This window comes from Janthinobacterium sp. GW821-FHT03A03 (assembly GCF_059421435.1).
Map to the genome: position 1 here is coordinate 20,290 of NZ_JBWKUZ010000012.1, position 25,310 is coordinate 45,599.

Consider the following 25,310-nt stretch of genomic DNA (forward strand, 5'->3'; position numbering starts at 1 on the left):
TCACTTGAAAGGTTGACCATGTTTAAAAAGATTGCCATTTTCCTGTTTGCCGCCGGCGCCGCGCTGTCCTTCAGTGCCCAGGCATTTGGCCCTGACTGCACCTTTGTCTGCGAACGCAACCTGCTCGATTGCGTGGAATTCGGCCAGCCGGCCTGCATGGAAAATTATCAGGCTTGCCAGAAGGAATGCCTGCGTCCGCCGCGTAATTGACGCGCCGCCGCACTAGCAGCGTATGGATGGCGCGTAAGAGACGGCGCGCCATGGATGTTGCTCATCGTCTGTCAAGTCAACAGGAGTGCTTATGTTTAAAAAGCTGGGTTTCTTTTTGTTTGCCATGGGCGTCAGCGCCTCGTATGCGATGGCCGGCAGCGGCGAGCCGGAATGCTACTCGCAATGTAACGCCGATCTGGAACAGTGCATGCGGGACCACCCTGGCGCGCCAGGCGCTTGCTCGAAGATTCATCGGATTTGCTACGCCAGCTGCGCATCAGATTAAATGAAATTGGCCGGCTGGCCAGTGCGCTGGCCATGCCGCTTGAATCACTTCATCCGTCCCGCAGCCCTTCCGCAAAGGAGTACTTATGTTGAAAAAGCTGGGTTTCTTTTTGTTTGCCATGGGCGCCAGCGCATCGTATGCCCTGGCCAGCAGTACCGCCGACATCTCGGAATGCCAGGCCGAGTGCTATATGGCGCTCGACGCCTGCGTCATGGAGTTCAAGGTCCCTGAATGCGTGCGTGTCAATAAGGCGTGTCTGCAGGCCTGCGGCTAGCAAGCGCCTGTCAGCTTGATGCAAGGCGGCGATGCCGGTCAAACCGCATCGCCGTTTTTACTTACCCCCGCGTGCGGTCATGCCGCCACAGCACGTCGCTGCCGCCGGCAAAGCGGTTGAGCACGCGCGACAGCACGAACAGCAGGTCCGACAGGCGGTTGACGTACTGGCGCGGATGTTCGTGCAGGGCTTCCGCATTGGCCAACGCGACGATGCTGCGCTCGGCGCGGCGGCACACGGTGCGGCACACATGCGCCAGCGAGGCGGCGCGCGAACCGGCCGGCAGGATGAATTCAGAGAGGGCCGGCAAGTCGGCATTGTATTTCGCCAATAGCGCGTCGAGGCGCAGCACGTGCTCTTCCTTGATCAGCTGGTAGCCGGGGATGCAGATTTCCCCGCCCAGGTCGAACAGGTCGTGCTGGATGGCCACCAGCTCGTCGCGCAAGGCGTCGGGCATGGCTTCGCACAGCAGCAAGCCGATGTTGGAATTGAGTTCGTCCACGTCGCCCATGGCGTGGATGCGGGCGCTGTCTTTGCTGGTGCGGCTGCCGTCGCCCAGGCCGGTGCTGCCATTGTCGCCCGTGCGCGTGGCGATTTTCGAGAGTCGGTTGCCCATGATGCTGATCCTGTCAAAGAAGAATGGGGGCAGCATACGACACTGCGCGCCGCCTGGCCGGGGATTTGCCTGAAAATCGGACAAAAAATGCGCCGCGCGCCGCTTTTGTGCTTACAATCGTTGCACGCCCATGCACTTTTGCTACCTTAAGCTGCCTCCTTATGCTCAATGCCGCTCCCGAATCCGGATTGACCGCCGCGCGCCAGCAAGCCGTCGTCGCGGCCCTGCTGGCCGTGCTGCCGGCGCGCTGCGTGCTGTCCGACGCCGAAGATACGCGCCCGTATGAATGCGACGGCCTGGCCGCCTACCGCCAACTGCCGATGGTGGTGACCTTGCCGGACACGGAGGAACAGGTCATCGCCATCCTCGGCGTCTGCCGCGCGTTGAAGGTGCCGATCGTGCCGCGCGGCGCGGGCACGGGCCTGTCGGGCGGCGCCCTGCCCATCGCCGACGGCGTGGTGCTGTCGACGGCGCGCCTGAACCGCATCGTGCGCCTGGACGCCTACGCGCGCACGGCCGTGGTGCAGCCGGGCGTGCGCAACCTGGCCATTTCCGAAGCGGCCGCGCAATATTCGCTGTATTACGCGCCCGATCCCTCGTCGCAGATCGCCTGCAGCATCGGCGGCAACGTGGCGGAAAACTCGGGCGGCGTGCATTGCCTGAAATACGGCTTGACCGTGCACAATGTGCTGCGCGCGCGCGTTGTTACCATAGACGGCGAGGTGCTGGAACTGGGCGGCGAATGCCTCGATTCGCCCGGCCTCGACCTGCTGGCCGTCTTCATCGGCTCCGAAGGCATGCTGGGCATCGTCACGGAAGTGACGGTCAAACTGATACCGAAACCGGCCACGGCGCGGGTCATCATGGCCTCGTTCGGCGACGTCGTCACGGGCGGCAATGCCGTGGCCAATGTGATTGCCGCCGGCATCATCCCGGCCGGCCTGGAAATGATGGACCAGACCTCCTCGCGCATGGTCGAACCGTTCGTCAAGGCCGGCTACGACACCGACGCGGCAGCCATCTTGCTGTGCGAGGCGGACGGCACGCACGAAGAGGTGGAAGAAGAAATCGCCCGCATGACGGCCGTGCTGGAAGGGGCGGGCGCCAGCGCCATCGCCGTGTCGCAGTCGGAAGCGGAGCGCATGAAATTCTGGTCCGGCCGCAAGAACGCCTTTCCCGCGGCGGGACGCATCTCGCCCGATTACTACTGCATGGACGGCACCATTCCCCGCAAGCGCTTGGCGGAAGTGTTGACGGGCATCGCCGCCATGGAAACGACGCATGGCCTGCGCTGCGCCAACGTCTTCCATGCGGGCGACGGCAATCTGCATCCGCTGATCCTGTTCGACGCCAACATGCCCGGCGAATTCGAGCGCGCCGAGGCGTTCGGCGCCGACATCCTCGCCCTGTGCGTGGCCGTCGGCGGCACCATCACGGGCGAGCATGGCGTGGGCATGGAAAAGATCAATTCCATGTGCGTGCAGTTTACGCGCGCCGAACTCGATGCCTTCTTTGCCGTCAAGCGCGCCTTCGACCCCCACGCCCTGCTCAACCCGGACAAGGCGATCCCCACCTTGAACCGCTGCGCCGAATTCGGCAAGATGCATGTGACGGCGGGGCGGCTGCCGTTCGCCAACCTGCCCCGTTTTTAACCGCCGGAGACTCCTTTGCAAGCGATAGTGGAACAATTCAGGCAGCAGATCCTCGCAGCCGGCGCGGTGGGCAAGCCCTTGCGCCTGCGCGGCGGCGGCACGAAAGACTGGTATGGCCAGCGGCTTGACGGCGAGGTGCTCGACACGCGCGCGTATGCGGGCATCATCGACTATGAACCGACGGAGCTGGTAATCACGGCCCGCTGCGGCACGCCGCTCGCCGAGATCGAGGCGGCGCTGGCCGCTCGCCAGCAGATGCTGGCCTTCGAGCCGCCCCATTTCGGCCCCGGCGCCACTATCGGCGGCGTCGTCGCCAGTGCCTTGTCCGGCCCGCGCCGGGCCAGCGCGGGCGCGCTGCGTGATTTCGTGCTGGGCGCCGTGCTGCTGGACGGCCGCGGCGAACGCCTGGCCTTTGGCGGGCAGGTCATGAAAAACGTGGCCGGCTACGATGTCTCGCGCCTGCTGGCCGGGTCCATGGGCACGCTGGGCCTGATCCTGGAAGTGTCGCTCAAGGTGCTGCCGCTGCCGCTGCGCGAAGCGACCTTGCGCGTGGCGTGCGCGGAAATCGCCGCCTTGCGCCTGCTCAATGAATGGGCGGGAAAACCGCTGCCCATTTCCGCCAGCTGCTGGCATGACGGCGTCCTGAGCGTGCGCCTGTCGGGCGCCGAGGCGGCCGTCTCGGCGGCCCTGCAGTCGCTGGGCGGCGAGCTGCTGGCGCCCGATGACGCGGCCGCCTTCTGGCTGTCCCTGCGCGAGCAGACGCACGCCTTTTTTGCGGGCGCGGGCAGCCTGTGGCGCCTGTCGCTGCCGCCGCACGCCAGCGCCATCATCCTGCAAGGGCGCCAGCTGATCGAGTGGGGCGGGGCGCAGCGCTGGCTCAAGCTCGACGGCGACGCCGATGCGGCAGGCGGCCAGCGCATCCGCCAGGCGGTGGCGGCCGCTGGCGGTCACGCCACCCTGTTCCGCGGCGGCGACAGGGCGGTCGGCGTGTTCCACCCGCTGGCGCCGGCCGTCGCCGCCATCCACCAGCGCCTGCGGCAGGCTTTCGACCCGGCCGGCATCTTCAACCCGCACAGAATGACTTGAGCGCATGCAAACCAATCTCGCCGATTTCATCAAGAATACGCCGGCAGGCGACGAAGCCGGGGCCATCCTGCGCGCCTGCGTGCACTGCGGCTTTTGCACGGCCACCTGTCCCACCTACCAGCTGCTGGGCGATGAACTCGACGGGCCGCGCGGACGCATCTACCTGATCAAGCAGGTACTGGAGGGCGCGCCCGTCACAGCCAGGACGCAGACGCACCTGGACCGCTGCCTGACCTGCCGCAACTGCGAGTCGACCTGTCCGTCCGGGGTGCAGTACGGGCGCCTGGTCGACATCGGCCGCCACGTCGTCGAGCAGCGCGTGCAGCGCCCCTTGCGCGAACGGGCCCTGCGCTTCGCCCTGAAGGAAGCCTTGCCGCGCCGCTGGCTGTTTACGCCCGTGTACAAGGCGGGGCAGGCGCTGCGGCCCTTGCTGTCAAAAAGCTTGCAGGATAAATTGCGCCCCGGCGCGAATGCGGGGGCATGGCCGGCGCGCCGGCACGCGCGCACCATGCTGCTGCTCGACGGCTGCGTGCAGCCGGCCATGTCGCCCAACATCAACGCGGCCACGGCGCGCGTGCTCGACGCGCTGGGCGTGCAATTGATCGTCGCGCCCAAGGCGGGCTGCTGCGGCGCGCTGCGCCATCACCTGAATGACCAGGAAGCGGCGCTGGACGACATGCGCCGCAATATCGACGCCTGGTGGCCGTATGTCGACAGCGCCGAAGCCATCGTCATGACGGCGTCGGGCTGCGGCGCCACGGTCAAGGAATACGGCCACCTGCTGGCGCACGATGCGCAGTATGCGGACAAGGCGCGGCGCATCGCGGCGTTGACGCGCGATTTGTCCGAGATCATGCCCGCGTTTGAGGCGCAGCTGGTGGCGCTGCTGCAGGGGCGCATCGCCAAGAGGGTGGCGTATCACCCGCCGTGCACCCTGCAGCACGGCCAGCAGGTGCGCGGCAAGGTGGAGCAGGTGCTGCGCGCCGTCGGCGTCGACGTGCGCCTGTGCGCGGACAGCCATTTGTGCTGCGGTTCGGCCGGCACGTATTCGATCCTGCAGCCGGCCCTGTCGCAGCAGCTGCGCGACAACAAGGTGGCGAACCTGGAAGCGTGCGAGCCGGAGATGATCGTGTCGGCCAATATCGGTTGCCTGAGCCATTTGCAGTCGGGCACGCAGACGCCCGTGCGGCACTGGATCGAGCTGATTGATTCGGCCTTGACGCCCGTCAAATAGGTACTTCGCTGTATTGCGCGATACGCCATTGCGGCGCGGGGATGAATTTATCCGCCCACTCCAGCACGGCGTCCGCCTGCATGGGGCGGGCGATGCCGTAGCCTTGCGCCAGGTCACAGCCCAGCTGGATCAGGCGCGCGCCGTGTTCGATGCTTTCCACGCCTTCGGCGATCACCGTCAGCGAAAACGAACGGGCCAGGCCGATGACGGCGCGCACCAGGTGCAGGTCGTCGCGGTCGTTGAGCATATTGCGCACGAAGCTCTGGTCGATCTTGACGATGTTGGCCGGCAGGCGTTTTAGATAGGACATCGATGAGTAGCCGGTGCCGAAATCGTCGAGCGCGAAGGTGATGCCCAGCGCCTGGCAGGCGCGGATGATGCGGCGCACGTGCTCGATGTCGTGCAGGGCCGACGATTCGAGGATTTCCAGTTCCAGCATGCTGGCGCGCACGCCGGGAAATTCGCCGAGGATGGTTTTCAGGCGCGAGACGAAATCGGGCTGCTGGAAGTGGCGCGCCGCGATGTTCACGCTGACCACCCAGTGCTGGCCGGCGGCGCTCCAGCGCTGCATCTGCCACAGGGCCTGGCGCAGCACCCATTCGCCGATATCGATGATCAGATCCGTCTGCTCCACCAGGGGCAGGAACTGCGCCGGCGCCAGCACGCCGCGGCGCGGATGCTGCCAGCGCAGCAGCGCTTCCATGCCCACCACCGTGCCGGCGCGCATGTTCACCTTGGGCTGGTAGTACAGCCGCAGTTCGCCGTTGATCAGGGCCTGGCGCACTTCCGTGCGCTGGTTGTGGTGGGTGCGCACTTCCTCGTCGAGATTGGTGTCGAAGAAGTGGTACTGGTTGCGCCCCGTCAATTTGGCCTGGTAGACGGCGTGGTCGGCGTGGCGCAGCAGGCTTTCCGTATTCAGGTCCTTGCCCGCATACACGGCGACGCCGGCGCTGGCCGTCATGTGCAGCGCCTGCTGGTCGCACTGGTAGGGACGGGCCAGCTCGGCCATCAGCTGCGTGACGTTCTGTTCGATGCTGGCGATGCTGGCCTGGCCGCACAGCAGCAGGACGAATTCATCGCCGCCCAGGCGCGCCGCATAGTGGACCTGCCCTGAAAAGCCGTGCAGGCGGCCGGCCACCTGCTTGAGGATGTCATCGCCGGCCTCGGCGCCGTGGCGGTCGTTGATGGCCTGGAAGTGGTCAAGGTCGAACAGGCACACGGCCAGCAGGCGCTGGCGTTCGCGGGCGAGGAACATTTCCTGCTCGAAGCGGGCGGCCAGCGCGGCCCGGTTGGGCAAGCCCGTCAGCACGTCATTGTAGTTTTGCCATGACAGCTTTTGCAGGGCCTGCTGCATGTGCACGGTTTCGTTCAGCTGTTCGCCCAGCTGGCGCTGGCTGGTCTTGAGCGAGCTCAATAGTTCTTCGATATTGCCGGCCATGCTGTTGAATGACTGCGACACGGCTTGCGCCTCTGGCGTGCCGCCGGCCGCCAGGCGCACGGCGAAGTCGCCGCCGCGGAAGCGGTCGCTGGCCTGCACGAGGCGCGCCAGCAGCCTGCGGTGCGAGGCCAGGATCAGCCCCAGCAGCAAAAAAACGAGGACGATATTGATGGCGCTCAGCATGGCCTGGTGGCGTACGCTGTGCCACAGCTGCGTCAGCGGCAGGCTGGGCGTGTAGTGCAGGTCGAGGATGCCGTCGCCACCGCCGGGCAGCGCCACCGTCAGGCGGCTGCTGATGGCCGTGATGCCGGCCAGGCGCGCAAACCATGGCGGCACCTTGGCCGCTAGCTCTTCGGCCAGCTGCCGGTCGGCGCGTATCTCGATGTGTTCGGAACCGCTATCCCAGCGCACGGAGGCGAGGCTGCGGTTCAGCGGCAGGGCGCCGCGCAGCGCCTGCTGCACGTTGTCGCGCAAGCTCTCCATGTTTGCCTGCACGGCCACCGGCAGCACGGTATTGGCCAGGTAGAGATCGAGTTGCCGTGCATCATTCCGGTAGCGTGAATTGGCCAGCGCCGTTTCCGTATCGAGCAGGGCGTGATAACGGACGGCGGAAACGGCAAGTATCAGGAAGAAAATAGGAATGAAAAGGCGGGAATAACAGCCCATCCGCATCCATGAAGATAATATTTTCCCAAAGACTGGCATCGTTTTTTGATCGATATCTGCGAATAATTATGTAAACATTATCACTGAAATTTGCTATTGGAAACACAATATTGATGTCAGGCATGAAATAAATACGGTTTTATTGATTTTGCATGATTGTTGTCTTTAATAAAAACACCGAATCGCTATTCCTGTAGCAATTTCCGTATGTCGGCCACGAGGCTGGCCGGTTTGCTGGCCGTCGCGTAGCGGCGGAACACGCTGCCATCCTTGCGCACCAAAAACTTGGTGAAATTCCATTTGATCGACTGCGTGCCGAGTATGCCGGGCGCCGCCTGCTTCAATTGCGCAAACAGGGGATGCGTATGCGGGCCATTCACGTCGATCTTGGCAAACAGGGGAAAAGTGACGCCGAAGTTCTTTTCGCAAAAAGCGCCGATTTCCGCATTCGAGCCCGGTTCCTGCTGGCGGAATTGATTGCAGGGAAAGCCCAGCACCACCAGGCCCTGGTCGTGGAATTCGCGGTACAGCGCTTCGAGTCCCGCGTATTGGGGCGTGAAGCCGCAGGCGCTGGCCGTGTTGACGATCAGCAATACCTTGCCCTTGTAGCGCGCCAGGTCGACGGGCGCACCGTCCAGCGCTGTGGCCTGGACATCGTGGATGTTGTTCATGTCACAGGAGTCCCAGTCTGGTGGCCGTTGAGGGCGGCGCCGCTGCCGGCGCCGTTGCGCCCTTGAGTTTGATGGTCAGGCGCAGGTCGTTGACGGAGTCCGCATTGCGCAGCGCGTCTTCGTAGCTGATGGCGCCCGCCTCGTGCAGGTCGAACAGGGCCTGGTCGAAGGTCTGCATGCCGAGCTCGCGCGATTTTTTCATCAGTTCCTTGATCTCGTGCACCTGGCCCTTGAAGATCAGCTCGCTCATCAGCGGCGAATTGAGCAGGATTTCCAGCGCCGCCTGGCGGCCGCTGCCGTCCTTGTTGGGGATCAGGCGCTGCGAAATCATGCCCTTCAAATTGAGCGACAGGTCCATCAGCAGCTGCTGGCGCCGCTCTTCGGGGAAGAAATTGATGATGCGGTCCAGCGCCTGGTTGGCGTTGTTCGCGTGCAAGGTCGCCAGGCACAGATGGCCCGTCTCGGCAAACGCGATGGCGTGGTCCATGGTGTCGCGGTCGCGGATTTCGCCGATCTGTATCACGTCGGGCGCCTGGCGCAGGGTGTTTTTCAGGGCCGTGGCCCAGTCGTCCGTGTCGACGCCCACTTCGCGCTGGGTGACGATGCAGTTGCCATGCGGATGGATGAATTCCACGGGATCTTCGATGGTGATGATGTGGCCATGGCTGTGCGCGTTGCGGTGGCCCAGCATGGCCGCCAGGGTGGTCGACTTGCCGCAGCCCGTGGCCCCGACCATGATGACGAGGCCGCGCTTGCTCATCACCACGTCCTGCAGGATGGCGGGCAGGCCCAGGCTATCCAGCGTGGGGATGGCGGTATTGATCAATCGCAAGACCATGCCCGCCTGGCCCATCTGCACGAAGGCGGACACGCGGAAGCGCCCCAGGCCGTCCGGGCTGATGGCGAAATTGGCTTCGCGGCTGGACTCGAACTCGGCCGCCTGGCGCGCGTTCATGACGGCGCGCACGTAGCCGGCCGCCTGCTGCGCTGTCAGCGCGCCGCCCCCCAGCGGCGTCAGCTTGCCGTCGAGCTTGATGGCGGGCGGAAAGCCGGCCGTGATGAACAGGTCGGAGCCGCCCCGTGCGCGCATCTGCGCCAGCAGCGCGTGCATGGCGCCATCGTGTTCGTGGTTGGTCTGCATGGTTTATCCGGGGAAGTTTTCAGGCGACTTGGCGGCCGAGCGGGCCGTCTCCGCCGAAATCGTGCCGCGCCGCACCAGGTCGGACAGGCACTGGTCCAGGGTCTGCATGCCCACGTTGCTGCCCGTCTGGATGGCCGAATACATCTGCGCCACTTTCGCTTCGCGGATCAGGTTGCGCACGGCCGGCGTGGCCAGCATGATTTCATGCGCGGCCACGCGGCCCATGCCATCCTTGGTTTTGAGCAAGTTTTGCGAAATCACGGCCTGCAGCGATTCGGACAGCATGGCGCGCACCATTTCCTTTTCCTCGGCGGGGAAGACGTCGATGATGCGGTCGATGGATTTGGCCGCCGACGAGGTGTGCAGGGTGCCGAACACGAGGTGGCCCGTCTCGGCCGCCGTCAGCGCCAGGCGGATGGTTTCCAGGTCGCGCAATTCGCCCACCAGGATCACGTCCGGGTCTTCGCGCAGGGCCGAGCGCAGCGCATTGCTGAAGGAATGCGTGTGCGAACCCACCTCGCGCTGGTTGATCAGGCATTTCTTCGGCTCATGCACGAATTCGATCGGGTCTTCGATGGTCAATATATGGTGGTTCAGCCGTTCGTTGACGTGGTTCACCATGGCCGCCAGGGTGGTCGACTTGCCCGAACCCGTGGGGCCCGTCACCAGCACGAGGCCCCGCGGGCGCATGGCCAGCTCGCCGAAGATGCGCGGCGCGTTCAGCTCTTCCAGGGTCAGCACCTTCGACGGAATCGTGCGCAGCACGGCCGAGGCGCCGCGTTCCTGGTTGTAGGCGTTGACGCGGAAGCGGGCCAGGCCGGGAATTTCGAACGAGAAATCGCACTCGAGCGCCTCTTCATAGGCCTTGCGCTGGCTGTCGTTCATGATGTCGTAGATCATGCCGTGCACTTCCTTGTGCTCGAGCGGGGCCACGTTGAGGCGGCGCACGTCGCCATGGACCCGTATCATCGGCGGCAGGCCGGAAGACAGGTGCAGGTCGGAAGCCTTGTTGCTGACGGAGAAAGCGAGAAGTTCGGAGATGTCCATTTATAATCCCTGTGCCTGCATTGATGGGCTGGCGCACCGTGCCGCCGCCCCTATACACTAGAAAATGATTATGTCCACAATCGAACAGAACTTGCAAGCCGTGCGCGACAGTATTGCGCAGGCGGCCCTGGAGGCGCAGCGCGCCCCTGCCGACGTGACCCTGCTGGCCGTGTCAAAAACCTTCGGCGCGGACGCCGTGCTGGCGGCCATGCGCGCGGGGCAAATGGCGTTTGGCGAAAATTATCTGCAGGAAGCGCTCGACAAGATCGCTCTTGTGAAGGAAGCCGCACCGCAGCACGTTCCTGCATGGCATTTCATCGGCCCCATCCAGAGCAACAAGACGCGCCCCATCGCCGAACACTTCGACTGGGTGCACACGGTGGAGCGGGAAAAGATCGCCGTGCGCCTGTCCGAGCAGCGCCCGGCCGGCTTGCCGGACCTGAATATCTGTTTGCAAGTCAATATCAGCGGCGAAGCGAGCAAGAGCGGCGTGACGCCGGCTGACTTGCCGGCGCTGGCGCATGCCGTGGCGCAACTGCCGCGCCTGCGCTTGCGCGGCCTGATGGCGATACCCGAGCCGGAAACGGATCTCAGCCGCCAACGCCTTGCGTTTGCGCAATTGCGCGCGCTGTACGAACAACTGCAGGCGGACGGCCTGGCGCTCGATACCCTGTCGATGGGCATGTCGGCCGACTTGCGCGCCGCCGTGCTCGAGGGCGCCACCATCGTGCGCGTGGGCAGCGCCATCTTCGGTTCCCGCAACTATTCCTGATAAAGAGAGAACAAGCATGACGACAGAATTGAATATCGCCTTTGTAGGCGGCGGCAACATGGCCGCGGCCCTGATCGCCGGCCTGGCGGGCAAGCTGACCCTGGGCGGCAACATCCACGTGATCGACCCGCACGCGCCCGCGCTGGAAAAACTGCAGGCGCAGTTCGGCGTCACGACGGCTGCGTCCGCCAGCGACGCGCTGCGCGGCGTGGACGTGATCGTGCTGGCCGTGAAACCGCAAAGCATGCGCGACGTGGCGGCGCAGCTGCTGCCCTTCCTCGACGGCGAACGGGCGCCATTGATCCTGTCGATCGCGGCCGGCATCCGCGCGGCCGATCTGTCGCGCTGGCTTGGCGGTTACTCCGCCATCGTGCGCTGCATGCCGAACACGCCGGCCCTGATCGGCATGGGCATCACGGGCATGGTGGCCAGCGATGGCGTGAGCGAAGAACAGAAAAAGACGGCGGACGCCATCCTGCGCGCCGTCGGCCAGACCGTCTGGCTCGACGACGAGGCGAAGATCGACCCCGTCACGGCCGTCTCCGGCAGCGGCCCCGCCTATGTGTTTTATTTTATCGAAGCGATGCAGCAGGCGGCCGCCGAGCTGGGCTTGACGCCCGAGCAGGGCACGCAGCTGGCCATTGCCACGTTTACGGGCGCGGCGCAGCTGGCGGCGAACTCCAGCGAACCCGTGTCCCTGCTGCGCGAGCGCGTCACCTCGAAGGGCGGCACGACGTATGCGGCGCTCACCAGCATGGAAGAGAGCGGCGTGAAGGCGGCCATCGTCAAGGGCATCAAGGCGGCCGCCCAGCGCGGGCGCGAGATGGGGGACGAGCTGGGCAGGTAAGGCGATATGCCCGCCAGCGCGGCCCGGGCCGTGAAGCGGCTTGGGCCGGACAGGCCGGATGCTTATGCGGCTTTCCAGAAGATGTAGTCGGCCTGGTAGGGCACCCATAGTCTGGCGCCGACGGTGTCCATGCCGCAAGGGCTGCCTGGCGCCACGCCGCCGCGGGTGGCCACGCGCTGGATGTAGCTGACGCCCTGCATGGCGCCGCTGCCCATGGCCGGATTGGCTTTTACCAGTTGATACGGGATATTGCCCGCGCCGGCCGGCGCCACGGCCACTTGCGTGGCCGTCACTGCCGAGCCGTCCAGGCTGCTCCAGGTGGCCGGTGGGCCTGCATAGGTGCCCACCTGCATGCCGTTGCGGTCGTTCAGGGCCGCGTCCGGTCCCACGAAGGCCCATTCATGTCCCGCCATGTCTTTTTTCGCTTTGCATTCGTAGGCGATCTTGCCCACGCCCACCGTTTGCATGGCCACCTGGTGGCCAGCGGGCACTTGCACGGCGTTCGGCAATTGTTCCTGCGAATAGCGCGCGCCCATGGGCGCGCAGGCGGCCACGAGCAGGGCGGCGCACAGGACGGCGAGCGAGGGGGCGGTAGGGCGTGGGGCGATGAAGGCATGCATGGCGAACTCCTGGTCGTTGGCTCAACCGGCTGGTTGATATGCTACATACGCACGGGCCTGTCATTTGGATGCAGCCAGGAGCAAAAATAGTTACGGCGGTGTTTCTTTCTTGCTGAAACGCCGTGCCAGCGCCAGCATGACGGGCAGGGCGGTGCTGGCGTGCCTGAGCAGCGCGCCGCTGGCCCGCAGCAGCGGCAGGAAGCGGCGCGGGCGCACCAGCAGCAGGCCCAGCACGGCGCCGCCCAGCATCAGGGGAATTTTAAAACGCGTGGCCAGCGTGTGGCGCAGGTTGCCGCCCGTCAAAGGTTCCAGCAGCTGGCGCGTCTGCACGCCCAGGGCCAGGCGCTGCAGCGCGCATTCGGCCAGCAGCGCGTCGCGCCGCTGCGCCAGGCTGGCGGCCGTGTGGACATGCGACAGTTTGGTGGGATGCGTGGTCATGGCCGCTCCGATCCCCGGCGGGCCAGCAGTTGCAGCGCGTCCAGGTCCTTGTTCAGTTCGGAAAGTGTGAAGGACAGCAGTTTCGGCTTGCTGCGGAAACTGGCGCGCACGCCCAGCAGGGTGGCGAGGGCGGCAGCGATGAAGACGGCGGCCGTGACGGCGATGGCGGCGATGCGGTGCGTATCCCAGAACAGTACGATGACGAGGAATACGATCAAGACCAGGCCGACGAACAGGCATAGCAGCGCCAGCATGGCCAGCGCCAGATAGGACAGGAAGCGCAGCGACTCTTCTTCCATTTCGACGGCCGCCAGGGCCAGACGGGTCTGGACGATGGCGGCGAGGGTCGCTGCGACCTGGGCGACATGATGAACGATAGCCATTGCTGCCTTTCGTATCAGGGACGGCCGTGCCGTCGATGCTGCCCGGCGCGCCTGCCGCCGGAGGGGGGGGCGTCGCTTTGGCGTCTAGCGGCGCGAGGACAACAGCAGGCCGAACAGCACGCCCACGACGGCGCCCGCGCCCACGGCTTTCCATGGATTGTCCTGCACGTATTCATCGGTGGCCTTGGCCGCCTTCTTGGTACGTTCGAGCAAGTCTTCTTCCAGCTTGATCAAATCCTTCTTGGCCGTTTCCAGGGTGGCGATGAACTTGTCCTTGACGGCTTTGACATTCTCGCCCGTCTGGTCCTTGGCGCCATCGAGCCAGCCTTCCGCTTCATGGATGACGTTTTTCAGGTCGCCAGCCAGTTTTTCACGCGCCTTGTCGGCGTCGGCGAGGACGCTGTCGTTGCTGGATTTTCCGGTATGTATCGAGTTCATGTATTACCTCATGGAAGTGAAACTGCACAGTGAAATACCAGTGTAGACAGCAGCGGCCGGCTTGTCTTGCGCCGCCTCAAAGGCTGCCGCGGCGCAAGGATCATTGATTAACGGAAAGCAAAGTCCAGCACCACCCCCGCAAACACCGCTGCTCCTAGCCAGTTATTATGCCGGAATGCCGCAAAACACGGCATACGCTCGCGTGCGCGGATCAAGGTGTAGTGGTAAACGGCGCAGCCGGCCGCCACCAGCAGCCCCGCCACATACCAGTAGCGCAAGCCCAGGTGCCAGCCGCAGACCAGCCACAGCAGCAAGAAAGCGGCATAGCACAGCATGACGATGGCCACGTCGTAGCGGCCGAAGGTAATGGCCGAGGTCTTGATGCCGATTTTCAGATCGTCGTCGCGGTCGACCATCGCGTATTCCGTATCGTAGGCCACGGCCCAGAAGACATTGCCCAGCAGCAGCAGCCAGGCGACGACGGGCACGCTGCCCGTGATGGCGGCAAAGCCCATGGGGATGCCGAAGCCGAAGGCGATGCCCAGGTACGCTTGCGGAATCGCAAAGAAACGCTTGAAGTACGGGTAGGTGCCGGCGATGATGACGGCCGCCACCGACAATTGCTTGGTCAGCGCATTGAGGGGCAGGATCAGGCAGAAGGCCAGCACGGCGAGCACGCCGGCCACAGCCAGCGCTTCCTTGCCGCTGATGCGCCCGCTGGTGATGGGGCGGTCCATCGTGCGCTTGACGAATTTGTCGATATCCTGGTCGGCGTAGTCATTGATGGCGCAGCCGGCCGAGCGCATCAGGAAAGTGCCAAGCGTAAAGATGAGCAGCAGCCGCCAGTCCGGCACGCCCTGCTGCGCCAGCCACAGCGCGCACAGGGTAGGCCACAGCAGCAATACGGTACCGATAGGCTTGTCCAGCCGTATCAGGCGGAAATACAGCGCCAGCTTGTTCATGGAAGACTCGATCTTGTTGAGGAGAAAGGTCGATTATCGCAAATAGTATGTAAATGTACTATTCGTCGTCTTCGCACAAGGGGGTGATGCCAGGCAAGTTGCAGCTGGCGATGGCCGCGCACAGGGCGTCGATGGCGGCCTTGCGCGTAAAGCTCTTGCGCCACAGCATCACCACCCGGCGCGACGGCACGGGTTCGGCGAAGGGCCGGTATTCGAGCATGCCGTCGGTGGCGTGCATATTGGCGACCGAGGCGCGCGGCAAGACCGTCAGGCCGATGCCGCTGGCCACCATGTGGCGGATAGTTTCCAGCGAGGAACCTTCAAACGTGCGCTGCATGCCGTTGCCGGGCGAGGAAAAGCGCGCCATTTCGGGGCACACTTCCAGCACCTGGTCGCGGAAGCAGTGGCCGTTGCCCAGCAGCAGCATGGTTTCCGACTTCAAGTCCTGCGCGGCGATTCGCGCGCGCGCCGTCCATGGATGCTGGCGCGGCATGGCCACGACGAAAGGCTCGTCATACAGTTCCTGCATGGCCATGCCGTGCTCTGGCAGGGGCAGGGCCATGATGGCCACGTCCAGTTCGCCCTGGCGCAGCAGTTCGAGCAGGCGAACCGTGAAGTTTTCCTGCAAGATCAAGGGCATTTGCGGCACCTGGTCTATCATGGCCTTGACCAAGGGCGGCAGCAGGTAGGGGCCGATCGTATAGATCACGCCCAGGCGCAGGGGGCCGGCCAGCGGGTCCTTGTTCTGCTTGGCGAGTTCCTTGATGGCGGCCGTCTGTTCCAGCACGCGCTCGGCTTGCGCGATGATTTGCGCGCCCAGGGGCGTGACGGAGATTTCCGCGCCGCCCCGTTCGAACAGGACCACGCCCAGTTCGTCTTCGAGTTTCTTGATGGCCACTGACAAGGTGGGTTGGGCAACGAAACAGGCTTCGGCGGCATGGCCGAAGTGCTTCGCTCGCGCGACTGCAACGATATATTTCAGTTCAGTCAGTGTCATAGGTTGATTGAAACACAGGAAGTACTTACTTGCAATGAATGAAAGGTGGCGCGAACGTGAAACTGTGGCGCCGATGGCGTATTGTAGCGGATCGCCCCCTATAATGCGGGAGTGAGCGGTGGAGGGAGAGGGCGATGGATGTGCACATACAGGCGCTGGAAGCGGCGATTAATTACTGGCGTGCGCGGCAGCCGGCGCGCGGCAACGAGTATGCGCTGTCGGCGCCCGTCAGCCGCCTGGCCGGCGTGTATGCGCTGATGATTTATTACCGGCAAGATTCCATCGCCGAAGACAGCCTGGAACCGGCCACCGCTGCCCTCATCGATGCCTGGCGCCAGGACAGCGGCGGCATCCATGGCGATAGCCACCCCTGAGCGAGATCATATTTAACCCAACAAGAGATATCGATGCCTGATTTTGAAAACAAACTGTGCGGCCGTGATGAACTGCGCGCGCGCGCGCAAGCGCTGCCGAAACCGGTGGTGGTGACGAACGGCGTGTTCGACATCCTGCACCGCGGCCACGTGACCTACCTGGCGCAGGCGCGCGCGCTGGGCGCTTCGCTGATCGTTGCCGTGAATACTGATGCTTCGGTGAAACGCCTGGGCAAGGGCGACGACCGTCCCCTGAACAACTGCGAGGACCGCATGGCCGTGCTGGCCGCGCTGGAAGCGGTGAGCCTGGTCGTGCCGTTCTCGGAAGACAGCGCTTTGGCCGTGGTGCAGGAAATCGAACCGGAAATCTATGCCAAGGGCGGCGACTACGACATGACGGCCATTCCGGAAGGACGCGCCGTGCTGGCGTACGGCGGCCAGGCCGTGGCCATCGACTTCGAGCACGACCGTTCGACCACCAAGCTGCTGACGAAAGTGCGGGCCCAGCAAGGATAGGCAATATTGTCATAAGTGTCATTGCGTGTTGCTGGCGTGGCGCCGGCCATCATGGTGAAAACTTATCCAATGTTTCCATGTAGATAAAAAGACGTTACTATGAGAATAGCCCGGGCTGGGATCCTGTTTCCACAGCCCCAGCCCGTCCTAGCGTGTTCGGCGCCATTGCATGGCGCTTGTTGTTAGTCATAGAAAAAATAATGGACCTTAAAACTTCTGGGGATTGGCCACTGCCTTCCGGCGCCTGGTACTTGGATGACGCTGGCGCGTGGAGCATGCAGCGCAGCGCGGACGGGCAGAACGTCTCGCCTTTACTGAGCCAGGCCGATATCGGCAAGCTGATGCACGCCCGGCGCCTGCCTGGCGCCGACGGCGAAGCCGTGCGGCAGTTTCCGCCTGAATTCGCGTTTGACCCCGCCTCCGGCGTCGCCTTGCAAGTGCCGCCCGAGGCGGCCGCCACGCCGTCCGGGGGAGCGCCTTGGGTTCCTCCTTTCGGCGCGCATCCCGTCAGCGACATGCCGCCGGCTGGCGCGGCCGGCTTGCGCCAGGCCAATGTGCCCCTGAAACTGGCCGACCAGCGCGCGCGCGAGGAACATGCACAGGCGGAAGCGTCGCTGCCCATGCCGCCGCCGGGCGAGTATGAATTCTTTTCCGCCCGGTTCGGCACCAGTGCGCCCGCGCTGCTGGCGCTCGACCCGCGCAAGGCCGTGTTGCACGCCTGGCTGCCCGCCTCGAAGCGCTGGCTGGCGCTGGACCCCGACTATGGCAGCCTGCTGGCCGAATCGGACCTGGCCCACGGCGCCTGGCGCGCCGAGCTGGTGCCGGATTTCAACAGTGTGCTGGTCTTGCCGACCAGCCACGGCCTGGCCTGCATCCGTCCCGACGTGCCTTCGCTCACTTACGTGGTCGAGCATGTGGGCGGCGCGCCGTGCGCGGCCGCGCCCGTCTGGTTCCAGAGCCGCCTGTGGGCGCCGCTGCGCGACGACGACGGCCGCATCCGCTTCGTCAACCTTGACGCCGCGCAAAAGCAGGGCAGCGACGTGCTGCTCGACGGCATGATGGATCTGGGCGCCGTCGGCGCGCCCGTGGCCTACAACCGCATGGCCGTGTGGCCCTGTGGCAACGGCCAGCTGCGCTTGCAGCTGCAGCCGGACGGCAACGTGGCCGCTTCGTTTACGCCGTGGCCGGAAGGGCTGGTGCCGCATTTCGAGTTCGGCAGCCCCTATCTGTCGCGCGACGGCGGGCTGTGGCAGCTGTGCTTTGAAAGCCGACGCGGCACGTATGTGTACGTGAAACTGGGCGTCCAGGCCGAGAAGGCCGACGCGCTGGCGCCGCGCCTGTGTTCGGGCAGCTTCAATTACCGCTTCGCCACCAAGCTGAAAACGGCGCCGTGGGAAGAGCCGGAACACGGCGACGACGGCGGCAAGAACCAGGCCGTCATGCCGCTGCTCGAATCCGGTGCCGAGTCCGGTGTAAGCAGCAGCGTGTTTGGCGTGAAGTTCGCCACCAGCGCCGGCCTGTCGAGCGTGCTGCGCTCGAACGAGCGCCTGGCGGCCCAGCTGGTGCAGGACGATGAGTTGCGCGAAACCGTGTTTCACACCTTCGCCGTCAGCGAGCCGTGGCGCGTACGCCTGTTTGTCCACGAAGGCATGCTGTGGGCCTACCACCCGCTGCTGTCGCGTATTGATGGCTGGAAATTGCAGGCATGAAGGCGCGCTTACTGACCGTGGCTTGCGCCGCGTTTTTCAGCGCCGCCGCCGCGCACGCGGCCGGCATCCAGCAGGCGTTTCTGGTGCAAAACTCGGGCTGGATGGAGCCGTTTTATACGGATGAGCATTCGCAGCTCAAAGTCCTCGTGGGTGCCGTGGCGCAGGCCGCCACGGGGCCGTCCGACAAGGTCTACACCCTGGCCTTCAGCCAGAGCAGCGGCAGCAATGTGTCGCCAGCGCTGATCGGGCAGGGGCAGGGCGGCGCCGGCGTGGCCGCCCAGCTGGCCGGTCTCGGCCTGGCGCGCAAGGGCGCCGGCGGCGCGCTGGCCGACACGGACTTCCAGGAAGCCGTCACCAAGACCATCACGGGGCCGTTCCAGTCCGCCTCCGGCATCGTGTGGATCTTTACCAATAACAAGAACAGCCCGAACAACGACAGCCAGACGGCCGAACGCAACCGCGACTTTTACCGCCTGCTGCACCTGGAACCGTCGATCACCAAGACGGTGGTGTTTCCGCTGCGCATGCCCGTGCAGGGCAAGCTGTACAGCGCCAAGGGCTTGATGGTGTATGCGCTCGCATATGGCCAGCCCGCGTCCGAGGCGTTGACCCGCATCCTGGCCGAGGGGCGGCTGTCGCAAGTGCTGACGCGCCCGCCCGCGCGCCTGAAACCGGTGGACCAGGATGCCGTGCGCATCGTGCCCCAGTCCGTCAAGAACAGTCCCAATGTGCACGCCAGCCTGGGCCGCGACGGGCGCACCATCGTGCTCGACGTCGATGCGGCGAAGCTGGTGCCGCAAGTGGTGCTGCAGGCGTCCCTGCAAAACATGTTTTTCCCGTACGTGATCGACAGCGCCAAGGTGCACGCCAGCCTGGCGGGCCGGAACGCGCCGCTGCACGTTGCGCCAGATCAAATCCGCCAGCTGCAGCCGGGCGCCAGCCAGTCCGTGCAGGTACAGTTTGCGCTGCCGATGGCGCAGATCCCGTCGCCGTGGTCGGCGCAGGCGATGGCCGCCATGGGCAAGCAGGTGCTGCTGCCCCTGCAGGCGCAGGTGGGCCTGTCGGAGCAGCGGCTGGCGCTGGCGTCCAGCTTCGGCAAGGATTTGCAGGAACTGTTCCCCGGCGACCCGATCTCTGGCACGTTCACGCCGCCCGACAGCGTGCGCGCGTCGCAGGCAACGATACCGCTGCTGGTGCGCATCCAGTATCCGCTGCTGCCCGTGCTGGTCATCCTCGGCGGCGTGCTGGCGCTGGTGCTGGGCTTGCTGGCGCTGGGCTTGCTTGGCACGCGCGCCACGCGCTACAAGGTGCTGGCCGACGGCGTGCAGCGCCAAGTGTTATTAAAACCGTTCAAAAGCGTGCAGATCCGCGACGATGACGGCCGCGATATTGGCGAACTCAAGCGTGGCCTGGGCAAGCCGGCCGTCGTGCGCGTGGCCGAAGGCCGCAGCCTGAGCCTGGCCTGATAACGATTTCCTTTTAAACTATTCAAACCCATCAGAGGCATACCATGGCGCAAGACACTCCCAAAGACAACGCAGGTTTCACTTTGCCGGCCCCGGCATCCGCGCCGCCGGCCGCCGATGCCGCCGCATCAGCGGCCACCACCGCAACGACCGAAGCCGCGCCCGCGTTTGACGCGGCCGCCACCACCGACACCTCGTCGCGCGACACCCTGATCGGCGGCGTCGTGCTGTTGCTGCTGTTCATCGCCTTTTTCTTTGCCAAGAATGCCTACGCGAACGGCCTCGTGGCCAAGCGCGTGCCGCCGAACAAGGCCAATGCCTCGGGCTGGTGGCTGTTCATCTTCCTGGCCAGCCTGGCGACGGGCGTCGTGCTGGCGGCCGTGAACGCGCATAAATTCCTCGCGCCACTGTTCATGGGACCGCTGGTGCTGGTGGGCCTGGTAGCGTTGCTGTTGACGTTCACCTCCAGCCGCCGCTAAGCGGCAACCCGTTTCATCCAAGGAATCGCCATGGCAGAGAACCTGAACCAAACCATCCCCGGCGGCGCCAGCGAGCGCAAGCAGGACAAGATCATCGAACTGCGCCCGACCCTGTTCATCGGCATCGGCGGCACGGGCATGCAGGTGCTGATGCGCGTGCGCCGGCGCATCCTCAACACCCTGTGGGGCGGCGCGGGCAACCGCACGCGCATCGAGGGGCTGGCCGACTTTCCCATCGCGCAATTCATCCATTTCGACCTCGATAATGGCGCCGTGATCGAAAGCGGCGAGTCGCAGGCGAAGGACTTGCAGTTCGACCAGGTGAAGTTCACGGACGACGACAAGGTGGTCGAATCGTTCGACATGGACAAGTACAGCCGTGATGAAGATTCTCTGGAGAAATATCCGCACATCAAGGAATGGCTGCCGCTGACGCCGCAGCGCATCCGCGAACTGCGTTTCGACATGAGCAGCGGCGCCGGGCAGATCCGCGCCGTCTCGCGCCTGTACTTCTTCGACAAGTACGCGAAGATCCGCGACAAGATCCGCCTGAAGCTGAAAGCGCTGAAGGCGGGCCTGTCGCACGAGCGCCAGCTGGCCGAACTGGGTTTGCGCATGGAAACGAACCGTTTCCGCATCGTCATCGTCGGTTCCGTGGCCGGCGGCACGGGTTCCGGCTCCTTCCTCGACATGGGCTTGCTGGCGCGCTGGCTGGCGCGCAGCGAAGTGGGCGCGGCCGACGTGGAGCTGATGCTGTTCTTGCCGACCGGCTACACCAAGGCCAACAAGGACAGGGTCGAGGCCAACGGCTATGCGGCGCTGATGGAGCTGGAATCGGCCATGATGGGCAACAAGGGCTATGTGGGCCGCTGGGATGCATATGACCGCCCCGAGCTGACGCGCGAGCCGTACAGCGAGGTCTACCTGATCGATTCGGGCAATCTTGCGCAGCAGCACACCAAGGAAGTCAGCGACGTCTACCACATGGTGGCCGATTCGCTGTTCGAGGATTTCGCCTCGGCCGACTTTGCGCGCGCCAAGCGCTCGATCGCCGTCAACCAGGCGCAGCACAAGAATTCGCTGTACAACGCGCCCGTGCCGCAAGACCGCTTCGGCGACATGCGTCTGTATTTCTCGAAGCGCTTTTCCTCGTTCGGCATGGCCGTGCTCGATACGCGCCAGGAAGCGGCGCGCGACGAGCGGGCCCACCGCTGGGCCGGCGCCATGCTGCAGGCGTTCTTCGGCGTGGGCGGCACGGATGCGGGCGCCAACCGCGCCACGGATACGCAGCGTGATAATTTCCTGGCTGCAAATATGTTCCTGAAGGGCACGCCGTTCAGCGATTTCCCCGAATTTTCCGACAAGAGCATCGAACTGAAGCGCTCCAGCGGCGATTTCATCGATTTCCGCGTCGTCGACGAATTGCTGGAAGACCGCCACGGCCACTTGCTGGCCGGCGTGGAAAACCGCGTCAACACGCGCATCAACGATATCCGCACGGGCTTTGACCGCAGCGAATGGCCGGCCCAGGTGCGCGACGCCATGAAGCACCTGGAACGCGACGCCGTGCGCGACCAGGATTCCACGGCCGACACGACGGAAGACCGCATCAGCAAGCGCCGCCGCGAAGTGCTCGACGACGTCAAGAAAGTCGTGCGCGACCAGCTGTATGGCTATCTTGACAACAAGGAATTTGGCGGCCTGGAATACGTGCTGTCGCTGGTGGAACAGATCAAGGACCGCATCGAGGCGCCGGGCAGCGGCTTGACGGCGCAGATCGGCGCGAATGCCGAGCGCTACCGCGAAATCAAGGAAGCCGTGCGTTCGCGCGAATACGAGCGCCTGCTGAACAACCTGGAGCAGACGCGCAGCACCTTCGGCTTCCTCAGCAATGGCGAAAAGCAGGCCGGCGTGGTGATGGATCATCTGCGCACGGAAATGGCGAATGCGCTGAAATTCCATCTGCGCGCCAAGGCGGCGGACGAGTCCGTCATTCTGCTGGGCGAGCTGTCGCGCTGGCTGGGCAACCGGGTCGGCGTCGATGCGCAGGGCCGCGCGCAGTGGAATGGCCTGGTGGGCGAGCTGCAAACGGGCCGCGAAGGCGTGCTGGCCATGCTGGCCGAACTGAAAACGGCCAATTCCATCCTGCAAAAGGACCTGGACAAGGAACACGCGACCCTGATCGTCATTCCCGTCACGGAAAAAGACATTGCGCTGCCGTCGGCGGCCACCTTGCGCCAGTGGGCCGATGAAGCGTTCAAGGACATGGGCGGCTCGAAAGCCCTGTTCCCCATGCTGGGCGAACCGGCGCAGCGGGGCTTGATCCTGGCCAAGGTCACGCGCATGGCCGAGAACATGATCGCCACGGCGGGCCTGGCGGAAGGGGCGACGAGCACGCCCGATCCCCTGTTCGAGGCATTGGAACAGATGGACGTGTCCGAACGCCTGGACCGTTTCCGCAAGCTGCTGGCCTGCTCCATGCCGTGGATCGACGCCAACATGGCGGGCGACTTCACGGTCGTGTCGGACCAGTTCAAGTGCGTGATCGGCGTGGCCAACGCGGCCGGCTTCAAGGCGAAATTCGGCGCTGAGCTTGAATCGTGCGTGCCGACCCAGGTGGGCATCACGGTGAGCCAGCTGGAAATCGTCGAGACGGGCACGCGTGGGCGCGCCGTCTGCTATTGCGAACTGGCCGGCGTGCCGATGACGGTGCTGCGCGGCCTGGAAGGCTGGCGCACCAGCTACCGCAAGGAAGGCGACAACGACAAGGCGCCGACCCACACGCATATTGATCCAACGCAATTTACGCATCCGATCGCGCCGAATACGGACGAGATGAAACGCCTGGCCGAAGACTTCGGCGAATTCCTGCAAGCGATCATGCTGGGCGTGCTGACGCGCCACACGGGCAGAGTCGTGCCGCCGGGCCAGTATCAGTTTGCCGTCGAACCGGGCGATTTGCGCCGCATCGGCAACGAACGGGCCATCCGCCAGAACGGCATGCCCGCCTCGTACGAGAAAAACATCGCCCTGCGCATCGAGGAAAAATTGACGGCGCTTGACGCCGTGCAGACGGCGGCCATGGCGGCGCTGGCAAAATACTATGAACGCACGGTGTATGCGCCCAAGCTGGTGGCGCAGGCCGACGGCTCGCAGCTGCCTTACGTCGGCTTTGGCAGCGCCATTTCCGCCGAAGTGGGCGCGCGCCTGCGCGAGTCGGCGCGCCGCAAGGGCATGGCCAGCGATGAGCTCGACCGCACGGTGCAAGCCCTGCTGGGCCGGCTGAAGGAGTGGGCGAACGTCATCGGCGACTCCGACGGCGACGCCTACGACTGGGAAGTGCGCGAACCGGAAGCGGACGGCCAGCCGCGCCTGAAATATGCGGTCAAGGCGGAAATGCTGGAAGCGGGACGCCTGGAGCAATTGCTGCGCCCGGCCAGCGCGCCGGCCGCCGCCGTGGCGCCGGCCGCCGCCGTGGCGCCGGCCTTTGGCATGGCGCCGCCACCGCTGGGCGGCATGCCGCCGCCGCTGGTGGAGTATCAGTATTTCCTGGGCATAAACGGCCAGCAGCAGGGACCGTTCACGGCCCAGCAGATCGTGCAGTACGTGCAGGCGGGGCAGGTCGTACCTGGCAGCACCAAGGTGTGGCGCGCCGGTTTGCCGGCCTGGGCCGACCTGGCCCAGTTCCCCGAGCTGGCGCCCCTGTTCCTCAGCGCGCCGCCACCGTTGATGCCGCCGCCCTTGTGAACGCTGGAATGACGCTGGAATGAAGGATTAGTTTTGGATATCTGCATCAAATGCAAGACCGGTCTGTGGACCGCCGTCAGCCATTGCCCGTACTGCGGGCAGGCGCAGGCCGGCGCGGCCAAGCCATCCGCGCCCGCGGCGCCGGCCGTGCCGCCGCCGCTGCCTGTGCCAGCGCCTGTGCCCGTAGCGCCGCCGCCGGCGCCCAAGCCGCCGCCCGTGCCGGTGGCGCCGGCGCCCGCGCCGAAACCGCCGCCGAAGCCAGCTCCGGCTCCGGTGCCGCCGCAAGCCGCGCCGAAGCCCGCGCCGGTGCCGCCATCGGCGCCTGCACCGGCAGTCCCGCCGCCGCGCAAGTGGCTGCGCTGGCTGGGCGGCGCAGCCGTGCTGGCGGCCGTCGTCGTCTACATGAACGGCAAGCCGGGCGGAAAAAATGCATCGGCTTGCAATGACGCCATCGACAGCGGCTTGAAACTGGTGGCGAATGGCAGCCTGGACGGCGCCCGCCAGAAGCTGGCGACGGCGCAACTGGCGTGCACGGGCAAGTCCAGCGCCAAGGCGGACGACTTGCAGGCGGCCATCGCCAAGGCCGGGGCCGCCTCCGGCGCTTGCCAGCGCGGCGCGCGCGCCATCGAACGCAATATTGACGGCCATCAATTGCAAAGCGCCGCCAGGAGCATCGCCGCGCTCGACGTCGATTGCGCGGGCGCGGCCAGCGTGGAATCGTTGCGCAAGCAATTGACGCGCCAGCAGGCGGCGGCCGCCTCGGTGCTGGTGGGCGTGCGCCAGGCGCTTGACGGCAAGGATGCGGCGGCGGCGCGCAATGGCATCGCCAGGCTGGAAGCGATCGACCGCGAAGCGGTGGAATTGCCGCAATTGAAGGCCGACGTGCAGGCGCTGTCGGCGGCGCCTGCCCCCGCCCCCGCGCCTGTCTCTGCACCGGCCCCCGCACCGGCAGCACTGGAACCGGCGCCCGCGCGCGCGGTCGAACGTCCTGCCGTGGCCGAACGCCGTCCGCTGGAAACGGCACCCGTCGATAGCGGCGCGGCCATGCGCAACGAGATGGCGCAGTCGTTCCTGCGCGACGCCGAGCGTTCTTTGCTGGAAGGCAAGTTCGACGCGGCCAAGACCTATCTGGAAAGCGCGCGCCGCGTCGATCCTGGCAATGCGCGCATCGACAATCTGTCGCGCCGCATCCGCGAGCGCGAACGGCAGGTGCTGCAGACGGAAACGACGATTAAATAGAC

The 25,310-nt window shown here is 65.1% G+C and carries 25 protein-coding genes; 14 read left to right on the forward strand and 11 right to left on the reverse strand.

Annotated features, from left to right (window positions below):
• Positions 1-18 precede the first annotated feature (18 nt).
• Positions 19-210 carry a hypothetical protein gene (locus tag AC07VI_RS19850; RefSeq protein ID WP_086148014.1) on the forward strand — a complete coding sequence of 64 codons (192 nt, stop codon included), beginning with the start codon at positions 19-21 and terminating at the stop codon, positions 208-210.
• A 371-nt stretch (positions 211-581) separates the two neighbouring features.
• The gene (locus tag AC07VI_RS19855) at positions 582-770 is read left to right on the forward strand and encodes a hypothetical protein (RefSeq protein ID WP_086148012.1); all 189 of its coding nucleotides are present in this window, start codon (positions 582-584) and stop codon (positions 768-770) included.
• 61 nt (positions 771-831) lie between these two features.
• Here the strand turns inward: AC07VI_RS19855 and AC07VI_RS19860 are convergent, their stop codons facing one another.
• Positions 832-1,386, reverse strand: coding sequence for a cob(I)yrinic acid a,c-diamide adenosyltransferase (locus AC07VI_RS19860; RefSeq protein WP_086148018.1), 555 nt, complete (start codon positions 1,384-1,386; stop codon positions 832-834).
• Between the two features lie 161 nt (positions 1,387-1,547).
• Between AC07VI_RS19860 and AC07VI_RS19865 the strand changes: the two genes are divergently transcribed.
• From AC07VI_RS19865 to glcF, 3 genes are read left to right on the forward strand one after another with little or no spacing between them, the layout of a single operon-like run.
• Positions 1,548-3,038: an FAD-linked oxidase C-terminal domain-containing protein gene (locus AC07VI_RS19865; RefSeq protein WP_099375330.1), complete on the forward strand. Its 1,491-nt coding sequence runs from the start codon at positions 1,548-1,550 to the stop codon at positions 3,036-3,038.
• Between the two features lie 15 nt (positions 3,039-3,053).
• A complete protein-coding gene (gene glcE, locus AC07VI_RS19870; protein WP_492992508.1) occupies positions 3,054-4,124 on the forward strand; it encodes a glycolate oxidase subunit GlcE in 1,071 nt (356 codons plus the stop codon).
• Between the two features lie 4 nt (positions 4,125-4,128).
• The gene (glcF, locus tag AC07VI_RS19875) at positions 4,129-5,358 is read left to right on the forward strand and encodes a glycolate oxidase subunit GlcF (RefSeq protein WP_492992510.1); all 1,230 of its coding nucleotides are present in this window, start codon (positions 4,129-4,131) and stop codon (positions 5,356-5,358) included.
• On the opposite strand, the gene AC07VI_RS19880 is transcribed toward glcF, so the two are convergent.
• The 4 genes from AC07VI_RS19880 to AC07VI_RS19895 form a co-directional block, all read right to left on the reverse strand.
• Positions 5,351-7,462, reverse strand: coding sequence for a putative bifunctional diguanylate cyclase/phosphodiesterase (locus AC07VI_RS19880; RefSeq protein WP_492992512.1), 2,112 nt, complete (start codon positions 7,460-7,462; stop codon positions 5,351-5,353). The genes glcF and AC07VI_RS19880 overlap by 8 nt on opposite strands.
• 185 nt (positions 7,463-7,647) lie before the next feature.
• Positions 7,648-8,133 (reverse strand): glutathione peroxidase, encoded by a 486-nt coding sequence (locus AC07VI_RS19885; protein WP_086148007.1) that lies wholly within the window; start codon positions 8,131-8,133, stop codon positions 7,648-7,650.
• 1 nt (position 8,134) lies between these two features.
• Positions 8,135-9,274 carry a PilT/PilU family type 4a pilus ATPase gene (locus AC07VI_RS19890; RefSeq protein ID WP_492992515.1) on the reverse strand — a complete coding sequence of 380 codons (1,140 nt, stop codon included), beginning with the start codon at positions 9,272-9,274 and terminating at the stop codon, positions 8,135-8,137.
• 3 nt (positions 9,275-9,277) lie between these two features.
• On the reverse strand, positions 9,278-10,321 hold the full coding sequence (locus tag AC07VI_RS19895; RefSeq protein ID WP_099375328.1) for a type IV pilus twitching motility protein PilT: 1,044 nt from the start codon (positions 10,319-10,321) through the stop codon (positions 9,278-9,280).
• A 70-nt stretch (positions 10,322-10,391) separates the two neighbouring features.
• Between AC07VI_RS19895 and AC07VI_RS19900 the strand changes: the two genes are divergently transcribed.
• On the forward strand, positions 10,392-11,093 hold the full coding sequence (locus AC07VI_RS19900; protein ID WP_086148016.1) for a YggS family pyridoxal phosphate-dependent enzyme: 702 nt from the start codon (positions 10,392-10,394) through the stop codon (positions 11,091-11,093).
• 16 nt (positions 11,094-11,109) lie between these two features.
• Positions 11,110-11,940, forward strand: a complete 831-nt coding sequence (proC, locus tag AC07VI_RS19905; RefSeq protein ID WP_086148005.1) for a pyrroline-5-carboxylate reductase — start codon at positions 11,110-11,112, stop codon at positions 11,938-11,940.
• A 62-nt stretch (positions 11,941-12,002) separates the two neighbouring features.
• On the opposite strand, the gene AC07VI_RS19910 is transcribed toward proC, so the two are convergent.
• The 6 genes from AC07VI_RS19910 to AC07VI_RS19935 all read right to left on the reverse strand — a co-directional run bounded on the left by AC07VI_RS19910 (position 12,003) and on the right by AC07VI_RS19935 (position 15,778).
• Positions 12,003-12,560: a DUF3455 domain-containing protein gene (locus AC07VI_RS19910; protein WP_099375327.1), complete on the reverse strand. Its 558-nt coding sequence runs from the start codon at positions 12,558-12,560 to the stop codon at positions 12,003-12,005.
• A 90-nt stretch (positions 12,561-12,650) separates the two neighbouring features.
• Entirely contained in the window at positions 12,651-12,998 is a 348-nt protein-coding gene (locus AC07VI_RS19915) for a hypothetical protein (RefSeq protein ID WP_099375326.1), read from the reverse strand.
• Positions 12,995-13,381 carry a phage holin family protein gene (locus tag AC07VI_RS19920; RefSeq protein ID WP_086148002.1) on the reverse strand — a complete coding sequence of 129 codons (387 nt, stop codon included), beginning with the start codon at positions 13,379-13,381 and terminating at the stop codon, positions 12,995-12,997. The genes AC07VI_RS19915 and AC07VI_RS19920 overlap by 4 nt, the downstream gene beginning before the upstream one ends.
• Before the next feature lie 84 nt (positions 13,382-13,465).
• Positions 13,466-13,819 (reverse strand): ElaB/YgaM/YqjD family protein, encoded by a 354-nt coding sequence (locus AC07VI_RS19925; protein WP_086148001.1) that lies wholly within the window; start codon positions 13,817-13,819, stop codon positions 13,466-13,468.
• 107 nt (positions 13,820-13,926) lie between these two features.
• The gene (gene ubiA, locus AC07VI_RS19930) at positions 13,927-14,781 is read right to left on the reverse strand and encodes a 4-hydroxybenzoate octaprenyltransferase (RefSeq protein WP_086148000.1); all 855 of its coding nucleotides are present in this window, start codon (positions 14,779-14,781) and stop codon (positions 13,927-13,929) included.
• A 58-nt stretch (positions 14,782-14,839) separates the two neighbouring features.
• A complete protein-coding gene (locus AC07VI_RS19935) occupies positions 14,840-15,778 on the reverse strand; it encodes a hydrogen peroxide-inducible genes activator (RefSeq protein WP_086147999.1) in 939 nt (312 codons plus the stop codon).
• A 134-nt stretch (positions 15,779-15,912) separates the two neighbouring features.
• Between AC07VI_RS19935 and AC07VI_RS19940 the strand changes: the two genes are divergently transcribed.
• The 7 genes from AC07VI_RS19940 to AC07VI_RS19970 all read left to right on the forward strand — a co-directional run bounded on the left by AC07VI_RS19940 (position 15,913) and on the right by AC07VI_RS19970 (position 25,308).
• The gene (locus tag AC07VI_RS19940; protein WP_086147998.1) at positions 15,913-16,152 is read left to right on the forward strand and encodes a DUF3717 domain-containing protein; all 240 of its coding nucleotides are present in this window, start codon (positions 15,913-15,915) and stop codon (positions 16,150-16,152) included.
• Between the two features lie 33 nt (positions 16,153-16,185).
• Positions 16,186-16,668, forward strand: coding sequence for a D-glycero-beta-D-manno-heptose 1-phosphate adenylyltransferase (gene rfaE2, locus AC07VI_RS19945; protein ID WP_086147997.1), 483 nt, complete (start codon positions 16,186-16,188; stop codon positions 16,666-16,668).
• Between the two features lie 251 nt (positions 16,669-16,919).
• Positions 16,920-18,377, forward strand: a complete 1,458-nt coding sequence (locus AC07VI_RS19950; protein ID WP_492992520.1) for a hypothetical protein — start codon at positions 16,920-16,922, stop codon at positions 18,375-18,377.
• Positions 18,374-19,843 (forward strand): hypothetical protein, encoded by a 1,470-nt coding sequence (locus AC07VI_RS19955; protein ID WP_492992522.1) that lies wholly within the window; start codon positions 18,374-18,376, stop codon positions 19,841-19,843. The genes AC07VI_RS19950 and AC07VI_RS19955 overlap by 4 nt, the downstream gene beginning before the upstream one ends.
• Positions 19,844-19,887: 44 nt before the next feature.
• Entirely contained in the window at positions 19,888-20,322 is a 435-nt protein-coding gene (locus tag AC07VI_RS19960; protein WP_086147994.1) for a hypothetical protein, read from the forward strand.
• Positions 20,323-20,352: 30 nt separating this feature from the next.
• Positions 20,353-24,069, forward strand: a complete 3,717-nt coding sequence (locus AC07VI_RS19965; protein WP_494808816.1) for a tubulin-like doman-containing protein — start codon at positions 20,353-20,355, stop codon at positions 24,067-24,069.
• A 33-nt stretch (positions 24,070-24,102) separates the two neighbouring features.
• On the forward strand, positions 24,103-25,308 hold the full coding sequence (locus AC07VI_RS19970; RefSeq protein WP_226936248.1) for a hypothetical protein: 1,206 nt from the start codon (positions 24,103-24,105) through the stop codon (positions 25,306-25,308).
• The last annotated feature ends 2 nt before the right edge of the window (positions 25,309-25,310 follow it).